Origin of the sequence: Microbacterium soli, from assembly GCF_039539005.1 — a bacterium.
Classification (GTDB): Bacteria; Actinomycetota; Actinomycetes; order Actinomycetales; family Microbacteriaceae; genus Microbacterium; species Microbacterium soli.
Genome location: NZ_BAABCP010000001.1, coordinates 1,739,801 through 1,757,509, shown reverse-complemented (window position 1 = coordinate 1,757,509; position 17,709 = coordinate 1,739,801). Strand labels below are relative to the sequence as shown.

The window sequence follows — 17,709 nt, the reverse complement described above, 5'->3', positions numbered from 1 at the left end:
CTCAGGAGAAGGCGGCGACCAGCGCGATGGTCATCAGCGCGCCGGCGGCCAGGGCCAGCGCCGAGAGCACGGTGCCGACGATGCCCAGCACTCTGCCGCGGCCGTCACGGATCGCCAGGATGCTGAGGACGAGCCCCACGATCGCGAGGATCAGCCCCAGCACGGGGATGAGGCCGCTGAGGAAGGCGATGCCCGAGACGATGATCGCGGAGATCGCGAGTCCGCCGACGCCGGGCTGGACGCCGCCGGGGGCCGCTCCGTATCCCGGGTAGGACGTGACGGGGTAGCCCTGCGGGCTGTATGCCGGCTGCTGCGGGTAGCCGGCGTACGGCGGCTGCTGCGGGTAGCCGGACGGCGCCTGCCCGGGCTGGGCGTACCCGGGCTGCGGCGACGGGTAGGCCGGCGGCTGCGGCGCCGGTGGCTGGTATGTGGGCGGCACCGGCGGCTGGTATGCGGGCCGGGCGGGCGGCACCGGCGGCTGCGCGGGCTGCTCACTGCCGCTGGTCGGATCGTACGTCATGGTCCTCCCCCTTGATGATCCCTCCCAGCTTAGGGGGAACGCTTCCCCCACGCCCGCCTCCGCGGTGTCAACTCCAGACGCTGGGGGCGGGTCTCCTCGTCGACGGCAGCGCGGATGCCGACGCCCACTCGGGGATCCACTCGTCGAGGTCCGCCACACCGGCGGGCTTCCCCACCGCGGCGAACAGCTCGTCGTGCCCGACGGGGCCCCCGTTGCGACTCATCATGCGGGCCCGCACGACGGCGCGCGCGTACATCTCGCCGTCGACGACCGCGCGATGCTCCAGGAACACCGCCTTGTCATCGTGTCCGATGAGACGCGACTCGACCTCGAAGCGCTGCCACAGCTGCAGCGACTTGCGGAACGTGACCGTCTCGCTGGAGACCACCGCGTACCAGTTCTGCCTCTTCATCGCGTCGAACAGTCCGGTGCGGATCAGCAGGTCCCAGCGGCCGAGATCGAACAGCGACAGGTAACGACCGTTGTTCATGTGCCGCAGGATGTCCAGATCCGTGGGGAGCGTGGTCAGACTCACGCGCCCGACCTCGGTGAGCTCTCGAGTGCGCCCGCGGCGGACCGCACGACGCGCATGGAGGATGACGAGGAGAGTGCGCCAGATCACATTCACATCGGCCGATGGTAGTGATCCTCGACGGATCGTCCAATTTCGTTGTAGACGCATCACAGAGCCGCACGGGTGCGACAGGCCGATTTCACCTGTCGCGCCCGCGCGCGTAGAGTCGCGGCATGAGCGCCGAAGCCCAGCCCGAGATCATCGTCCGTCCGGTCCGCGATGCGGACGCGGAGGCCCTGGGTCGCGTGCACGCGCAGACGTGGCACGAGACCTACGACCACCTCATCAGCAAGGCCGCCCTGGAGCGGATCTCACCGAAGCGGCTGGCGGAGCTGTGGGTGAACTGGGCGCGCCAGGGCGACGACTTCCGCATGAGCGCAGCACTCGTGGACGGTGAGATCGTCGGATTCGTCGGATCCGGCCCCGCCAGGGACAAGGACGCCCCGGCGCTGCGCGAGCTGTACTTCATCTACCTCCTGGGCGAGTTCCACGGCACCGGCATCGGCCAGCGACTGTTCGACGCCGCCGTCGACGAGGGAGAGCCGCTGTACCTGTGGGTCGCGGAGGACAACCCGCGCGCGCACCGCTTCTACCTGCGCAACGGGTTCACCCTCGACGGCGCCACGCACACCGAGCCGTTCCTCGGCGAGACGCTCACCGAGGTGCGCTTCGTGCGCTGACCGATCCTCCACGGACGTGAACCGCCCCTCCCGGCTCGGGAGGGGCGGTTCACGTCTGTGCCACCGGGCCGGGTCCGGCCCCGCGAGGGTCAGCGCGCGGACACCTGCCCGAACAGCTTCGCGATGGGCGCCAGCACGAGCGGGCGCGCAGCGAACCAGGCGCCGGCGATCACGACGATCGCGAGGACGAACACCCCGAATCCGGTCCAGTTCGCGGCGTACTCCACACCGTCCACGGATCCCTGCGCGGCGAACATGTGGTTGAGGTTGCGCAGTGCCCCGGTCAGGAGCACGAGGGCCACGTGCACGATGATGAACGCCACGAAGTACAGCATCACGGGGAAGTGCACGGCTCGCGCCCACTCGACGGGGTACGCCTTCGACAGCCTCTCCGCCTTCTTCGGCCACAGTCCCGACATCCGGAATCCGGTGACAGCGGCCAGCGGAGCGGCGATGAACACGGTCGTGAAGTAGGCCAGCTGCTGCAGGCTGTTGTAGTTCACCCAGCCGTTGTCGGTGGGCCAGTCGAAGGAGATGTACTGCAGTCCCGCCGACAGCGCGTTGGGGAACACCTCCCAGCTGGTGGGCACCAGGCGCAGCCAGTGGCCGGTGGCGAACAGCAGCACGACGAACACGACGCCGTTGATCATCCACAGCAGATCCAGCGACTGGTGGAACCACAGGGTCAGGCTGATCTTGTTCTTGGCCTGTCCGCGCGGGGTCCAGAACGCGGTCGGACGCTTCTCGGTGCGCACGCCCAGACCGGAGCGGATGATGAGCACCATCAGGAACATGTTGAAGAAGTGCTGCCAGCCCACCCACGGGGCGAAGCCCGGCTCGACGTCGACGTGGTACTCGCCCGGGTAGGTCACGAGGAAGTCCTGCATGAAGGGCGTGCTCAGCAGCGCGCGGACCAGGAAGACACCGCTGACGGCGACGAGCCCGAGGGCCGCCAGCCCCAGCAGGCCCCCGATCGCCTGCGGCCACGTGGGCCGCAGCCTCGACGGCTCGCGCTCGGGCTCCGGCGCGTACCGCGGCGCCGCACCCTGCCACACCGTCCTGGTGAACGGCAGCGGGGTGGAGACGTCAGGACGGACGGGCACGACCGCCGACTCGCCGACGGCCTGCGCCGGCTGCGCGGCGGACGGCACGGATGCGGTCAGCGGGGCGCCCTCGGCATCCGCCGTCTGCGGGTCGGGAGCCACCGCGCGGGCCCGGGAGACACCGGCGGGAGGCCACGGCTCACCGCCTGCGACGCGCGGCAGGCCACGGCGCAGCGCGACACCGCCCTCCACCACGGCGACGGGCGCGTCGAACGCGGTTGACGGCGCCGCCTCGGCCCGGGACTGGACGGCGGGCGCCGGGGCGGACGGCGCGGGCCCGGCAGGGGCGTCGCCGGTGCTGACCGATGCCGCGGTGGTCTGCGCGGCGACCGCGGAGGCCGCGGACACCACCGCCGGAGCGGGGGTGACCGATGCGGGAGGCCAGGGCTCACCACCGGAGACACGGGGCAGGCCGCGACGCAGCGCGACGCCCGGCGACGTCGGCAGGCTCTCACCCGCGCCGGCCCCGTCCACGGCCCCTCGCGGGGCGGCGGGAGCTTCAGCAACGGCAACCGGCGCTGCGGTCGCCGCCGGCTCAGGCTGCACGACAGGCGTCGTCCGGACGGCGGGCACCTCCTCGGCGGCATCGTCCGCGACGCCCGGCGCCGGGGCGGCGGGAGGCCAGGGCTCACCGCCCGGGACCCGCGGCAGGCCGCGGCGGAGCATCCGTGCGGCCATCACTACTTCTTCCGCGCTTCGATCGCCTCGATCAGCTGCGGCACGACACTGAACACGTCCCCGACGATGCCGAAGTCGGCGACGTCGAAGATCGGAGCCTCACTGTCCCTGTTGATCGCGACGATGGTCTTGGCGGTCTGCATGCCCGCGCGATGCTGGATGGCACCCGAGATGCCCAGCGCGATGTACAGCTGCGGCGACACCGACACCCCGGTCTGACCCACCTGGTGCGCGTAGGGGATGTACCCGGCATCCACCGCCGCCCGCGATGCGCCCACCGCCGCGCCCAACGCGTCGGCGAGCTGCTCCACGAGCGCGAACTTCTCCTTCGAGCCCAGCCCGCGCCCACCGGAGACGACCTTGGCCGCCCCTCGCAGCTCGGGGCGGGAGGACGTCTTCTCCGCGGCCGCGATCTCCCCCGCGGTGGCGGCGACGGCACCGGATGCCGACACCGCGAGCTCCTCGACGACCGGCGTGGACGCCTCGGCCCTGGCATCCACCGCACCCTGACGGACCGTGATGACCGGCGTCCCGAAGGTCGGGGCGGCCTCGGTGAGGAACGAGCCGCCGTACACGGAGTGCTGCGAGGTCACGCCCTCCTCATCGCGGGCCACGCCCACGGCATCCACCGCCAGCGCCAGCCGCTCGCGAACCGCGAGGCGCCCCGCCGCGTCGCGGCCGGCGATGGAGTTGGAGACCAGCACCGCATCCGGCCGGACCTGTCGGTACGCGGCCTGCAGCGCATCGACGACGGGAACCGTCAGCGCCGTGGCGTCGCCGACGGCGGTCAGCACGACCTGCGCGCCGGCCGCAGCCGCGGCATCCGTCGCCTCCTGCGACCCGCCGACGATCAGGGCGACGGGTGCGCCGACCGTCGAGGCCGCGCCGATCAGCGCGGCGGTGCTGCCGGCGGCGTTCCCGCCGGGGTCGACGTCCACGAGGACGAGGATCGCGTTGTCGGGGTAGCTCATGGTCACACCAGCCTGTTCTGCGCGAGGAACTCGACGAGCTGTGCGGCGGCATCGCCCTCGTCGACGATCTTGACTCCGGCGGCGCGCGGCGGCTTCTCGGCCACCGACGTCATGATCGACTGCGGGGCGTCGGCCGGGTCGGCCGACACGCCCAGGTCGGCGAGGGAGAGCACCTCCAGCGGCTTCTTCTTCGCCGCCATGATGCCCTTGAAGTTCGGGAAGCGCGCATCCGGCAGCGCCTCCGTGACGGAGATCACCGCGGGCAGCGGCGCCGTGACCTGCTGGGTGCCGTCATCGCCCGCACGCGTGCCCGTCACACCGTCGGCGGAGATCTCCACCGCGTTCAGGGCGGTGGCCTGCGCGTACCCCAGATGCTCGGCGAGCATCGCCGGGATCACACCACCGGAACCGTCCGTGGAGAGATTGCCCGTGATCACCAGATCCGGCTCACCCCGGCGGATCGCCGCGGCCAGCGTCGTCGCCGTCAGCCCCAGATCCGCGCCCCGCAGCTGGTCGTCCACGACGTGCACGGCGGATGCCGCACCGACCGCCAGCGCGCGACGCACGGACGCCGTCGCCGACTCCGGCGCCATCGACAGCGCCACGACCTCCGTGTCGGCATTCTTGTCGGCATACGACAGGGCGACCTCGAGCGCGCGCTCGGTGATCTCATCCAGGACGACATCACCCGCCCCGCGGTCGGCCAGACCCGTCTCGAGATCGAGCTTGCGATCACCGTACGTATCGGGGACTTCCTTCACCAGGACATAGATCTTCATCGAGCCTCCTCGCGCCGCAGTCGAGTCTATCTATTCGCGCTCTCCGACGCCAAGTTCGCTCTGTGTACCAAAACCACGTCTTGGGACGAGAATTCCGAGGCGATTTCGCCTCAGCGTATACATTAGAGGCTCGCGCTGGCGCTCACGCATCGTCCGCCCGTCACCCGATACCGTAAGTCTCATGGCACGCCCTCGTCCTCTGTCGATCGATCCCCTCGCCGAAGCCAAGCGGCAATGGCTCGCACACGGGTGGACGGATGCCGCGGACGGCATGGCCGTGGTCACCTCCGTCATGCGCGCGCAGCAACTCCTGCTGGCGCGGGTCGAGGCGACGCTGAAACCGTTCGGCGTGACCTTCGCCCGCTACGAGGTGCTGCGCCTGCTGGCGTTCAGTCGCTCCGGGACCCTGCCGCTGTCGAGCGTGGTCGCCCGCCTGCAGGTGCACGCCACGAGCGTGACGAGCACGGCCGAGAGGCTCGTGCGAGACGGCTTCGTGCTGCGCGAACCGCATCCGCACGACGGCCGGGCCGCACTGCTGACTCTCACAGAGGCCGGCCGGGACCTCGCCGAACGCGCCACTCGTGCACTGAACACCGACGTGTTCCGCAGCCCCGGCATCGACTCCGACGACGCGAACGCCCTCGTGGGCATCGTCGCCAGACTGCGCAAGAACGCGGGCGACTTCACCGACCCCCGTCCCGTGCCCGACCCGCTCTGATGGCCTCGTTCACGCTGGAGCGCACGATCCCGGCACCGCCGGATGAGGTGTTCGACCTGTCGCTGGACGTGGGTCTGCACCTTCAGTCGCAGAGCTCGCGCGCAGAGCGCACCGTCGGCGGGACGACGAGCGGCGTCCTGGGCGAGGGTGATGAGGTCACCTGGAGCGCCCGGCACTTCGGCATCCGATTCCGCCTGTCCTCGATCGTGTTCGACGTGGAGCGTCCGCACCGCTTCCGCGACCGGCAGGTGCGCGGACCGTTCGCGGCGTTCCTGCACACGCACGAGTTCGCGCCCGCCGAGGGCGGGACGCGGATGCGGGACACGATCGAGTTCCGTTCACCGCTGGGTCCGCTGGGCCGGCTGGTGGATGCGGTGGTCATGCGCAAGCACCTCATGGCCGTCATCACCGAGCGCAACGACGCGATCTCCCGCCACTTCTCCTGACCCTGCACCGGGGCGGGTCAGGCGCGCTGCGCCAGCAGCCGGTCGAAGAGGGCGTCGAGTTCGGCATCCACCCGCTGGAGCTCCGGGTGGGCGTCGTGCCAGGCGATGCACTCGATCGCCGACCTGTGCAGCGGGATGACCGGGTTGAACTCGGGGACGACCCGGCGGATCTTCGTGGTGTCGAAGACCACGGAGTGCGCCTTGTCGCCCGACAGACTCCCGGCACGGGAAGGATCTGCGGCCTCGATCTCGGCGGTCGGGATGTGGCGGATCCTCGGCTCGGCCCCCGCCGCTCTGCCCAGGATCGTGTAGATGTCGTTCCAGGTGTACACGAAGTCGCTCGTGATGCCGAAGACGTCGCCGAGCACGAGCGGGTTGCCCAGCAGACCCACGAAACCCACCGCGAGGTCATCCGCATGGGTGAGCGTCCACAACGAGGTGCCGTCGCCGTGCACGACGATCTCCTTGCCGCGACGGATCCGGTCGATCACGGTCCAGCCGCCGACGGCCGGGATCGTCCACTTGTCGTACGTGTGCGACGGCCGCAGGATCGTGACGGGGAAGCCGCGGTCGCGGTAGGCGGTGTTCAGCAGCTCCTCGCACGCGATCTTGTCGCGGGAGTACTGCCAGTACGGATTGCGCAGCGGGGTGGACTCGGTGATCGGCAGGCGCGAGACGGGCTTCTGGTAGGCGGATGCCGAGCTGATGAACACGTACTGACCCGTGCGCCCCTCGAAGCGATCGATGTCGCGCTGCACCTGGTCGGGGGTGAAGGCGATCATGTCGGCGACGACGTCGAACTCACGGCCGCGCAGCACGGCATCCACCGATGCCGCATCCTCGATGTCCGCGGTCAGCACCTCGACCCCGTCGGCGGGCGCGCGCCGCGATGTGCCGCGATTGAGGAGCGTGACCTCGAATCCGCGCTCGACGGCGAGCGCACTGGCCGCCGAGGAGATGATGCCCGTGCCGCCGATGAACAGAACCTTCGTGGAAGCCATGCACAGCACAGTACCGCGATGGGGACGCGCGCCAGGTCAGTCCCCCTCGTACACGTACGTGTCGAAGCGCTCGGGCACGTTCATGCGCTGCCAGGCGAGCTCCTCGTCTCGACGGGCGCGGTCGCCGGGGAACGCCTTCGCCGTGTAGCGCGGCACCTGGCGGGCGTGGCCGGCCATGTGGGCGACCGCCGCGGCCTGCCCGCACACGCGAGCGGCTGCCAGTGCCGACGGGTCATCGGCGGCCCGGGCCGCCGCGTGGCTGGCGTACGCGCGCTCGCGCACATCGTCGATGTCCATCTCGCCGCGCATGAACGCGCGAGCGGCCTCCAGCGCCTCGCGCGGGCGGTCGTCGTCCGGGCGCTGCGCACGGAACAGCGGCAGCAGGCGTTCGGCGCAGGCGATGGTCCACTCCACCAGCTCCCGCCGGTCCGTGACCGACAGGGTCAGGTCCGTGACGTCCGGCCGCACGTCCGATGCGGCGCTCATCGGTGCTGGAACCGAGGGGGGCGCTTCTCGCGGAAGGCGGCCATCCCCTCTTTCTGGTCGGCGGTGTCGAACAGAGCCGCGAACTCGCGCTTCTCGACGGCGAGGCCATCGGCGAGCGACGTCTCCATCGCGGCATCCAGGGTCGCCTTGGCCGCGTAGACCGACGGCAGCGACTTGGACGCGATGGTCTCCGCGAGCCTCGTGGCCTCGTCGAGGAGATCGGATGCCGGAACCATGCGCGACACGAGGCCGATGCGCTCCGCCTCGTCCGCCTTCACCCTGCGTCCGGAAAGGATGAGCTCTGCGGCCTTGTAGTAGCCGACCGCACGGATGAGGCGCTGCGTGCCGCCCATGCCGGGGATGACGCCGAGGTTGACCTCGGGCTGGCCGAACACAGCCGTGTCGGCGGCGAGGATGATGTCGCACATCATGGCGAGCTCGCATCCGCCGCCCAGCGCATAGCCGGACACCGCGGCGATCACGGGGGTGCGCACGGCGGCGAATCTCGTCCAGGCGCCGAAGTGGTCGGTGGCGATCATCTCCTCCGCGGTCTTGGACTCCATCTCCTTGATGTCCGCTCCGGCGGCGAAGGCCTTCTCGGAGCCGGTGACGACGATGGCGCCGATGCCGTCGTCCGCATCGAAGCCGGATGCCGCGTCGGCGACCTCCTCGGACACCGTGCCGTTCAGAGCGTTGAGCGCCTGCGGCCTGTTGAGGGTGATCCACCCCACCCGTCCTCGCTGTTCGACGAGGATCGTCTCGTACTCGACCATGTGGCACTCCCCTCAGCCGCGACTCTGCGGCCCCTCCAGTATTCCATCCCCACCCTGTCCGCTTGCCCTGCCCTACCTCACCGCCCCCTCGCCCTGTGCCCTCACCCCCACGGCCAAAGTTGCGATATGCGGCCAAATCACGAGCATCCGGCCGCATATCGCAACTTTGGCGGGGAAACGCAACGGCGGCATGGCTGGGTCAGAGCAGGCGGGCAGGACAGGCAGGGGTCAGGGGAGGGAGCGGATGCTGGTGATGATGCCGGAGAAGTCCCGGCCGGCGCCCTCCCCGTCGGCGAACGCCGCGTAGATCTGCTGCGCGAGGCGGCCCATCCGGGCATCCGTCCCGGTCTGCTCGATCGCCTGCAGCGCGAGTCCCAGGTCCTTCGCCATCAGGGCGCCGGCGAAACCGGGCTGATAGTCGCGGTTGGCCGGGCTGGTGGGCACGGGGCCGGGCACGGGGCAGTTGGTGGTCAGCGCCCAGCACTGCCCGGATGCCTGAGAGACGACGTCGTACATGGCCTGGTGCTCGAGCCCCAGACGCTCGGCCAGCACGAACGCCTCGGCGACGGCGATCTGCGAGATGCCGAGGATCATGTTGTTGCACACCTTCGCGGCCTGGCCGAGACCTGGCCCACCGCAGTGCACGATGCGCCTGCCCATGACCTCGAGCAGCGGGCGGGCCGCCTCGAAGTCCTCGTCCGACCCTCCGACCATGAACGCCAGCGTGCCCGCCTCCGCGCCCACGACACCGCCCGACACCGGGGCGTCGATGTTGCGGTGCCCCGCATCGACGGCCAGCCGATGGGCGGTGCGCGCCTCGTCCACGGCGATGGTCGACGACTCGATGAACAGCGTGCCCGGACGGGCCGCCGCCAGCAGCTCGTCCTGATACGCGGCGATCACGTGCCTCCCCGCCGGGAACATCGTGATCACGACCTCGGCATCGGCCACGGCATCCGCCCCGCTGTCCGCAATCGGGATGCCGACGGTGCGCGCCGCCTCCACGGCGGCCGGCACGAGGTCGTAGCCGTGCACCTCGTGACCGGCCTTCACCAGATTCGCGGCCATGGGCAGACCCATGTGCCCGAGTCCCAGGAACGCGATGCGGGTCATGATGCCCTCCGCAGCGTGTTCTCGTCCCGCTGCTGGGTGGCGGATCCCGCGGGCCGCAGCATCTCCCGTCCGACGATGAGTCGCATGATCTCGTTGGTCCCTTCCAGGATCTGGTGCACGCGCAGATCGCGCACGACCTTCTCGATCCCGTAGTCCTGGAGGTACCCGTAGCCGCCGTGCAGCTGCAGGGCCCTGTTGGCGATGTCGAACCCGGCATCCGTCGCGAAGCGCTTGGCCATGGCGCAGCGCATGGTTGCATCCGGAGCCTCCTCATCGACGGCCTGCGCACCGTCGCGCACCATCAGGCGGGCGGCCTGCAGCTCGGTGCGCATGTCGGCGATCGTGAACAGGATCGACTGCTTCTCCGCCAGCGGCTCGCCGAACGCGGCACGCTCGTGCACGTACGCCACGGCACGGTCCAGCGCCCATGCCGCACCGCCCAGCGAGCAGGCGGCGATGTTCAGTCGCCCGCCGTTGAGCGCGGACATCGCGATCGCGAAACCACGGCCCTCCGAGCCGAGCAGAGCGGATGCCGGCACCCGTACGCCGTCGAGGATCACCTGGCGGGTCGGCTGCGCGTGCCAGCCCATCTTCCGCTCGGGCGCGCCGAAGCTCAGCCCGTCGGCGTCGCCGGGGACGAGGAACGCGCTGATCCCCCGTGCACCGGAGCCCGCTTCCCCGGTCCGCGCCATGACGACGTAGACGCCGGCCTCCCCCGCACCCGAGATGAACTGCTTCACACCCGTGAGCAGGTAGTCGTCGCCGTCTCGCACGGCTCTGGTGGCGATGTTCGCGGCATCCGACCCCGCGCCGGGCTCGGTGAGGCAGTACCCGCCGAACTGCTCCATGGCGGTCAGCACCGGCAACCACCGGCCGCGCTGCACGTCGTCGCCGTAGGTGTCGATCATCCACGCGACCATGTTGTGGATCGAGATGTACGCCGCGACGGCGGGGTCACCCTTCGCGAGCTCCTCGAAGATCGCGACGGTGTCCACGCGCGCCAGACCCGTGCCGCCGAACTCCTCGCGCACGTAGATGCCGCCCAGGCCGAGCTCACCGGCCCGGTGCAGGGTCTCGCGCGGGAAGAGGTGCTTCTCGTCGCGCTCGGCGGCGTGGGGCGCGAGCTCGGTCTCGGCGAAGTCGCGCACGGCGCCGAGGATCGCCTCGCGCTCCTCGGCGGTGACGGTGGTGTCGATCATGGTCATCCTCGGGTCCTCAGTTCATGGTCGGCATGACGAAGCCGGCGCCCTCTGCCTGTCGATCGGTTCCCGAGTGGCGCACGCCGTGCGACGGCCATCTGCTCGTCACGGTCTTCGTCTTGGTGTAGAACCGGAAGCCGTCGGCGCCGTGCTGGTTCAGGTCGCCGAATCCGGACGCCTTCCAGCCGCCGAACGTGAAGGAGGCGATCGGCACCGGGATGGGGATGTTCACGCCGACCATCCCGACGTTCACGCGCGCCGCGAAATCGCGGGCGGCGTCGCCGTCGCGTGTGAAGATCCCCACGCCGTTGCCGTAGGGGTTGTCGGATGCCAGGGCCAGCGCCTCCTCGTAGTCCGCGGCGCGGACCACCGAGAGCACCGGGCCGAAGATCTCCTCCCGGTAGATCGACATGTCGCAGGTGACGCGGTCGAACAGGGTCGGGCCGAGGTAGAAGCCGTTCTCGTATCCCTCGACGACCAGACCGCGGCCGTCGGCGACGAGCGTGGCACCGGCGTCCACGCCCTCCTGGATCAGACCCTCGACCCGCGCCTTCGACGCCGCGGAGACCAGCGGTCCGTAGTCGACGCCGTCCTGCGAGCCGTGGCCGACCGTCAGTCCGTCGATGCGCTCGCGGAGCTTCGCGACCAGGGCATCCGCCGTCTCCTCACCGACCGGCACGGCGACCGAGATGGCCATGCAGCGTTCCCCGGCCGAACCGAAACCGGCGCCGATGAGGGCGTCCGCGGCCTGGTCGAGGTCGGCGTCGGGCATCACCACGAGGTGGTTCTTGGCGCCGCCGAAGCACTGCGCGCGCTTGCCGTTCGCCGTGGCCGTGGCGTATATGTACTCGGCGATCGGGGTGGAGCCGACGAACCCGACGGCCTGGATGCGCGGGTCGGTGAGGATGGCGTCGACGGCCTCCTTGTCGCCGTGAACGACGTTGAGGATGCCGGCGGGCAGGCCCGCCTCGAGGAACAGTTCCGCCAGCCGGACCGGCACGGAGGGGTCGCGCTCGGAGGGCTTGAGCACGAACGCATTGCCGCCGGCGAGTGCGGGACCGGCCTGCCACAGCGGGATCATGGCGGGGAAGTTGAACGGGGTGATGCCCGCCACCACGCCCAGCGGCTGGCGCATCGAGTACACGTCGATGCCGGTGCCTGCCTCCGTGGAGTACTCGCCCTTGAGCAGGTGCGGGGCCCCGATGCAGAACTCGATCACGTCCAGTCCGCGCAGGACGTCGCCCTTCGCGTCCTCGATGGTCTTGCCGTGCTCGCTGGAGAGCAGGCGTGCCAACTCGTCCATGTGCCGGTGGGCGAGTTCGACGAAGCGCATCATGACCCGGGCGCGCTTCTGCGGGCTGGTCGCCGCCCAGCCGGGCTGCGCCGCGGCGGCGTTCCCGATGGCCGCGCGGACCTCGTCGGCATCCGCGAGCGGCACGCGCGCCTGCACGGCCCCCGTGCCGGGATCGAACACGTCGGCGACACGACCCTGGGTGGGATCCAGCGACTTTCCGCCTACGAAATGGGGGATGAAACGGGTCATCATGCAACACTCCTTCGCGCAGCATCGGACACTGTGACCAGTGTAGTCGGGCGCCCATGAATTTACTAGGTATCCCTACTATCAACGGATCGGCATCGTCGAGGATGGCAGAGCCGACACCGTCACGCCCGATCAGGGGAAGGTCGGCATCCGTTCGGATGCCGACCTTCCCCGCCGCTGTGCTGCGGAAGCCGCGATGTTCTCCCGGCGTTCACCGTCCGGCAACCTGTCGCGAGTACACCTGTATCTGCGCGGCGAGTCGTCGCAGACCGGAACGGGTGCCGGCCGCTCCGCGCCGCGGTGAGCGCATCGCTCCCGCCGCGGTCTCAGACCGCGAGACCCCCGCCGAATCGGGTCGGCGGGGGTCTCTTCCGTCTCGGCGGGCTCCGCCGAGGAGGTCAGCGGATCACGTGGCCCTGCACCGTCACCTTCCCCTTCGAGATGCTGACGATCATGCCGGGTGCGGTCGGGTTTCCGGCCTCATCCGTCACGGCGGAGGTGGATGCCCACAGCGTCCCGTTCGAGGCCGTCCAGACCGCCAGGGCGTTCGGCAGGGGGATGAAGTCCAGCTGCTCGCCCGAGGTGGACACCGTGGCGATGCCGCCGCCGAACTGCTGCGCGACGTACAGCGCATGCGGTCCCGCCATGGCGATGGCGGTGGGGCCCGCCAGGCCGGAGGCGATGGGCGTCGCCGCGCCGCTGCTGTCGACCCGCCACAGCTGCCCAGCACCGGTCGCCATCCCCGGGAATCCGGGGAGCGTACTGACGTAGACGGCGCCTCCCGGACCCACGGCGATGCCCGTCGGCACCGGCTCCGCATTGAACGTGGAGCCGAGGGCGCAGTCGGGCAGCCCCATCATGCCCTGGATCTGCGCGTCGACCGTGAGCGGGATGGGCGGGAGGACGGAGAACACGCTGATGTCGCCGCTGTCGCTCACCCGCCAGACGACGTTCGCCCCAGCATCGGCCACGAGCCACGCGCCGCGGTACGGCACGACCGTGTAGGCGTGGGCGTCGAGCAGGCCGGCGTTGCTGCCGCCGTCTGCGAGGCATCCGTCCGTGAAGCCGTAGGTGTTCACGCCGTCGGGATTGTTCGCGTACTCGTACTCGTGCAGGTCGACGTAGATCGTGTCGCCCCTGGGATTGCGGATGTTCAGCCCGCTCTCCAGCGGCGGCGTCTCCTCCCCCTCCTCGACGGACGACGTGTATGCCATCCACGCGCCGCGCGTGGCGATGCTGGTCGTGCCCGCCGCACCCGTGATGATCGGGGTGATCGCCCCGTCGGGCTGCAGCTGGCCGACCGTCCCCGTCACCCCGTCGGCGACCAGCACGCGCTGACCGTCCGAGGTGATGCCGAAGGGCATGACTGCCTGATCCGACCACACCTGCGGGGCGGGCGGGGCGGGCGCGGCCGTCGCGGGCGCGGGCAACGCCACAGCGAGCGCCGCCGCAGCCCCCACCGCGATGATCGATCGGATGCTGTGCATGAGAGACCTCCGAGTTCGCGTCCGGCGTCCCTGCCGGACGATGACGGGACCGGACGGAGCCTCCCCGGGCGTCCGGCTGTCGGTGGGCCGACTCCGATGACGGCCTGATCGGATGATGTCGCTGTCCGTGCGCCCGCGCAAGAGTCCGCGGCACATCTCCGTGCCAGTACGGAGATTCCTGTCGGCGCACCGTCCGCGTCGGGGTCAGAGCGAGCGGATGCTCCAGCCGGCCGTGTGGGAGGCGCCGGGGGCGAGGACCACCAGGTCCGTGCCGGAGTTGAAGGCGTCCGGCGGGCAGGTCATGGGCTCGACGGCCAGACCGCGACGGCTCAGCGCTCGGTCCGGGAGGTCGGCGGTGTGCACCTGCACCCAGGGGCAGGCCGCATCCCACACCATCGCGACGCCCGCGCCGGAAGCCCCGCGCAGCCGCACCTCCGCCATGCCCTCGGCATCCCGCCTCAGCCCGGTGAACGCATGGTCGATGAACACGTCGCCGATCCTGCGCGCGGTGCGGAAGTCCCACTCGGGGTGCTCGTCCACGGACTCCAGCGCGAGCGGGCTGAGCCGGTCGGCGGTGACCGTCAGCACGGACGCCGCCGGCAGCAGCAGCTCCGAGTCGTCGACGCGCTCGTCCCCGGCGGTGAGATAGGGATGCGGCGCCGTGCCCCAGGGCGCCGCATCCACGCCGAGGTTGCGGCCGGTGACGCTCTGGTGCAGGCCGTCCGCGTCCACACGGAAGTCGACGGCGACCTCGACGCGGAACGGGTAGCCGGCCTGCGGCGGGATGACAGCGGCGAGACGCACGCGGTCGGCGGCGGCGTCCTGCACGGCGAAGTCCTGCCAGAGCACCAGGCCGTGCAGGGCCTGGGCCCGGCTGGGCTCCGTGAGCGCGAGGCGGTGCTGCTCGCCGGCGAAGGAGTACGTGCCGTCGACGATCCGGTTGGGCCAGGGCGCCAGCGTCGTCCCGCGATACGCGGGGCGCACCTGGTCGGCCTCGAACGACACGACGAGGTCGCGGCCCTCGAACGTCAGCGCACGCAGCGTCGCACCGACGCTCGCGATGTCCGCCCGATACCCATGTGCGGCGATGCGCACCTGCCGTCCTGAACGGGGTTCGGTCACAGCCCCAGCCTCTCCAGATAGTCGTTGACGAACCGCCGGTCCGGGTCGAGCTCGGCGCGCAGCGCCGCGAACTCGTCCCACCGGGGGTGACGGCGGCGCACCTCGGCCCCGTCGAACGTGAACACCTTGCCCCAGTGCGGGCGGGCGGATGCCGGCAGCGCGGCCTCGATGGTCGGCAGCAGCGCCCGCACGGCGCCCTCGTCCGGGCGCCAGGTGAAGTGCACGGCGACGGCATCCGCACCGTGCGCGGTGCTCAGCCACAGCTCGTCCGCGGCGATCGTGCGCACCTCGGTGACCAGCAGCAGTGGGGCGATGCGGCCCGCCAGCGACCGTACGGCCTCCAGCGCGGCGACCGCATCGCGACGCGGCACGAGATACTCGCTCTGCAGCTCCTGACCCGCCGACGGCGTGAACTCCAGCCGGAAGTGCGGCAGACGCTCATACCAGGGACCGGGCACCCCGCCCTGGTCCGTGCAGGCCTCGGCGTCGACGCCGAGGATCGGATGCCGCTTCGCGTCGGCCGGCACCGCCCCCAGGCGGGCGGGCAGATCGCCGGCGAGGTCGGCGTCTCCGCGCTGCTTGATCCAGAGCTGATCGGCGGAGTCGGTGCGCTGCCAGGTCGTGAAGACGGAGACGCTGGTGCCCGCGGAGGTCACGGAGTCCAGGTCGGCGAGGACGGCGTCCCAGCGGGGCCGGTCGTACACGCGCTGCGCCACCCGGTAGGTGGGCTCCACGTCCAGCACGAGCTCGATCACGGCGCCCAGCGCCCCGAGCCCGACGACCGCTCCGGCGAACCTCGGGTCCCCGCGACGGAGCGTCAGCAGCGTGCCGGACGCCGTGAGCAGGGTCAGCTCGCGCACGGCCGTCGCGAGGGACCCGATGGCGTCGCCGGATCCGTGCGTGCCGGTGGCCACGGCACCTGCCACGGAGATGTGCGGCAGCGAGGCGAGGTTGGACAGCGCCAGTCCCTCCGCCTCCAGCAGCGGGGCGATGTCCCCGTAGCGCAGGGCGGCCGACACTCGCACCGCGTCGCGTTCGGGGCTGATCTCGAACACCCGTGGCATCCGGTCCAGTGCGATCAGCGTGCCGGTCGTGTCGGCGATGTCGTTGAAGCAGTGCCGGGTGCCCAGGGTCCGCACCGGGCCGCCGGCGGTGATCAGGCTCCGCGCCTCGTCGAGATCGGTCGGATGGGCGACCGTCCCTCGATAGCCGAGATTCCCCGCCCAGTTGCGCTCCTCGCTCATCGGGCTCCTCCTCGTGATCCGTTCGGATATCGTGTGCTCGCCATGCCGCCGCGGCTCAGCCGAGTGGGTCGGACAGCAGCGGCTCCATAGCCGCGTCGGCCGCGCCGATCAGCAGCCGGTTCTCGCCCAGTGCGGCGGATGCCAGCTGCAGGTCCTCCGCGGAGACGGCGAGTGCTCGTGAGCGCACGCCTTCGTCGAATCCCGCGCGGTCGACGTCACGGAGGCTGCCGAGGAAGCCGCCCAGGACGATCGCCGAGGGGTTGAGCACGTTGACGGCGTTGCCGAGCGTGGCGGCGAGGATGCGGCGCTGCCTGGCCGTCTCCTCGACGGCGGCCTGCGTCGCGGTCAGCCCGCGCTCCAGCTCCGCGTCGTCGGGCGCGGTCAGCCCCGCGGCCCGCACGAGCCGCGCCCTGTTGACCTCGTCCTCCAGCACCCCTCCGCCGACACGGCTGTCGGCGGGGTCGGCGAGACTGGCCACCGTCTGCCCCCATTCGCCGGCATAGCCCCCGGCACCCCCGATGAGTCGCCCGTGCAGGATGAGACCGCCGCCGATGCCGCTGGCGCCGCCGTTGAGGTAGACGACGTTCTCGTGCTCGCGGGCGGCGCCGAAGAGCCGCTCCGCCCTGGCCCCGAACGAGGCGTCGTTGCCGACGACGACAGGGAGGCCGAGCGCTTCCTGCAACGGCCCCGCGATGTCGGCGTCGTACCACTTGAGGTGCGGGGCGAGACGCACGAGTCCGTCCTCCGTGCGCACGAGGCCGGGCACCGCCACGCCGACGCCGACGATGCGGCATCCGCGCAGGGCGTCCGCGCGCCACGCGTCGACGGTGCGCACGACGATGTCGACGACATCCGCCTCGGCGGGGTGCGCGATGTCGACGCGGGCGCGGATGCGCACCGCGCCGCCCAGCGAGACCGCGCCGACCTCGACGGCGTCGATCTCCGGGTTCACGCCGATCGCGACGACGTCCCGGCTCGCGGCGACGATCGGCGAGGGACGCCCCACGCGCCGGGTGGGGTCGGGGTCGCGCTCCACGACGAGGCCGCCGTCGACGAGGCGGGAGACGAGATCGGACACCGTCGACCGGTTCAGACCCGTCTCGGAGGTGATGACCGCGCGCGAGCGCGGGCCGCCATGGTGGACGAGGCGCAGGACCTCGCCGAGATTCGTGCGGCGCACACCTTCGACGGTCGTCGCGCGTTCGCTCATCGTCCCAGGCTACCGATCACCGGGCCGACGACCGGCTCGCACGACACGCAGGCCGGTCGGAT

General features: G+C 71.1%; 18 protein-coding genes. 3 read left to right on the top strand and 15 right to left on the bottom strand.

What is annotated here, in order from left to right; translation table 11 throughout:
- Position 1: 1 nt before the first annotated feature.
- Positions 2-520, bottom strand: coding sequence for a hypothetical protein (locus ABD770_RS08195; protein WP_344819049.1), 519 nt, complete (start codon positions 518-520; stop codon positions 2-4).
- A 67-nt stretch (positions 521-587) separates the two neighbouring features.
- Positions 588-1,148 (bottom strand): acyl-CoA thioesterase, encoded by a 561-nt coding sequence (locus ABD770_RS08190; protein ID WP_344819048.1) that lies wholly within the window; start codon positions 1,146-1,148, stop codon positions 588-590.
- 119 nt (positions 1,149-1,267) lie between these two features.
- On the opposite strand from ABD770_RS08190, the gene ABD770_RS08185 reads away from it, so the two are divergent.
- A complete protein-coding gene (locus ABD770_RS08185; protein WP_344819047.1) occupies positions 1,268-1,774 on the top strand; it encodes a GNAT family N-acetyltransferase in 507 nt (168 codons plus the stop codon).
- 89 nt (positions 1,775-1,863) lie between these two features.
- Here ABD770_RS08185 and ABD770_RS08180 read toward each other — a convergent pair whose 3' ends face one another.
- Genes ABD770_RS08180 through ABD770_RS08170 form a run of 3 tightly spaced genes read right to left on the bottom strand, consistent with a single transcriptional unit; the run spans position 1,864 to position 5,305 of the window.
- The gene (locus tag ABD770_RS08180) at positions 1,864-3,555 is read right to left on the bottom strand and encodes a cytochrome b/b6 domain-containing protein (RefSeq protein ID WP_344819046.1); all 1,692 of its coding nucleotides are present in this window, start codon (positions 3,553-3,555) and stop codon (positions 1,864-1,866) included.
- Between the two features lie 2 nt (positions 3,556-3,557).
- The gene (locus ABD770_RS08175) at positions 3,558-4,526 is read right to left on the bottom strand and encodes an electron transfer flavoprotein subunit alpha/FixB family protein (RefSeq protein WP_344819045.1); all 969 of its coding nucleotides are present in this window, start codon (positions 4,524-4,526) and stop codon (positions 3,558-3,560) included.
- A gap of 2 nt (positions 4,527-4,528) precedes the next feature.
- Positions 4,529-5,305 (bottom strand): electron transfer flavoprotein subunit beta/FixA family protein, encoded by a 777-nt coding sequence (locus ABD770_RS08170; protein ID WP_344819044.1) that lies wholly within the window; start codon positions 5,303-5,305, stop codon positions 4,529-4,531.
- A gap of 181 nt (positions 5,306-5,486) precedes the next feature.
- Here ABD770_RS08170 and ABD770_RS08165 point away from each other — a divergent pair, with 181 nt between their 5' ends.
- The gene (locus ABD770_RS08165) at positions 5,487-6,023 is read left to right on the top strand and encodes a MarR family winged helix-turn-helix transcriptional regulator (protein WP_344819043.1); all 537 of its coding nucleotides are present in this window, start codon (positions 5,487-5,489) and stop codon (positions 6,021-6,023) included.
- Positions 6,023-6,469 (top strand): SRPBCC family protein, encoded by a 447-nt coding sequence (locus ABD770_RS08160; RefSeq protein ID WP_344819042.1) that lies wholly within the window; start codon positions 6,023-6,025, stop codon positions 6,467-6,469. Before ABD770_RS08165 ends, ABD770_RS08160 begins: the two co-directional genes overlap by 1 nt.
- 17 nt (positions 6,470-6,486) lie before the next feature.
- Here ABD770_RS08160 and ABD770_RS08155 read toward each other — a convergent pair whose 3' ends face one another.
- The 10 genes from ABD770_RS08155 to ABD770_RS08110 form a co-directional block, all read right to left on the bottom strand.
- Entirely contained in the window at positions 6,487-7,470 is a 984-nt protein-coding gene (locus tag ABD770_RS08155; protein WP_344819041.1) for an SDR family oxidoreductase, read from the bottom strand.
- A 36-nt stretch (positions 7,471-7,506) separates the two neighbouring features.
- The gene (locus ABD770_RS08150) at positions 7,507-7,956 is read right to left on the bottom strand and encodes a putative immunity protein (protein WP_344819040.1); all 450 of its coding nucleotides are present in this window, start codon (positions 7,954-7,956) and stop codon (positions 7,507-7,509) included.
- Positions 7,953-8,729 carry an enoyl-CoA hydratase-related protein gene (locus ABD770_RS08145; protein WP_344819039.1) on the bottom strand — a complete coding sequence of 259 codons (777 nt, stop codon included), beginning with the start codon at positions 8,727-8,729 and terminating at the stop codon, positions 7,953-7,955. The genes ABD770_RS08150 and ABD770_RS08145 overlap by 4 nt, the downstream gene beginning before the upstream one ends.
- 228 nt (positions 8,730-8,957) lie before the next feature.
- Complete coding sequence (gene mmsB / locus ABD770_RS08140; protein WP_344819038.1) at positions 8,958-9,842, bottom strand: 3-hydroxyisobutyrate dehydrogenase; 885 nt, start codon at positions 9,840-9,842, stop codon at positions 8,958-8,960.
- Positions 9,839-11,047 (bottom strand): acyl-CoA dehydrogenase family protein, encoded by a 1,209-nt coding sequence (locus ABD770_RS08135; RefSeq protein WP_344819037.1) that lies wholly within the window; start codon positions 11,045-11,047, stop codon positions 9,839-9,841. The genes mmsB and ABD770_RS08135 overlap by 4 nt, the downstream gene beginning before the upstream one ends.
- 10 nt (positions 11,048-11,057) lie before the next feature.
- On the bottom strand, positions 11,058-12,584 hold the full coding sequence (locus ABD770_RS08130) for a CoA-acylating methylmalonate-semialdehyde dehydrogenase (RefSeq protein WP_344819892.1): 1,527 nt from the start codon (positions 12,582-12,584) through the stop codon (positions 11,058-11,060).
- A 398-nt stretch (positions 12,585-12,982) separates the two neighbouring features.
- A complete protein-coding gene (locus ABD770_RS08125) occupies positions 12,983-14,071 on the bottom strand; it encodes a ScyD/ScyE family protein (protein WP_344819036.1) in 1,089 nt (362 codons plus the stop codon).
- A gap of 204 nt (positions 14,072-14,275) precedes the next feature.
- A complete protein-coding gene (locus tag ABD770_RS08120) occupies positions 14,276-15,193 on the bottom strand; it encodes an aldose 1-epimerase family protein (protein WP_344819035.1) in 918 nt (305 codons plus the stop codon).
- Positions 15,190-16,437 carry a D-arabinono-1,4-lactone oxidase gene (locus ABD770_RS08115; RefSeq protein ID WP_344819034.1) on the bottom strand — a complete coding sequence of 416 codons (1,248 nt, stop codon included), beginning with the start codon at positions 16,435-16,437 and terminating at the stop codon, positions 15,190-15,192. Before ABD770_RS08115 ends, ABD770_RS08120 begins: the two co-directional genes overlap by 4 nt.
- 55 nt (positions 16,438-16,492) lie before the next feature.
- Entirely contained in the window at positions 16,493-17,647 is a 1,155-nt protein-coding gene (locus ABD770_RS08110; RefSeq protein ID WP_344819033.1) for an ROK family transcriptional regulator, read from the bottom strand.
- Positions 17,648-17,709 lie beyond the last annotated feature (62 nt).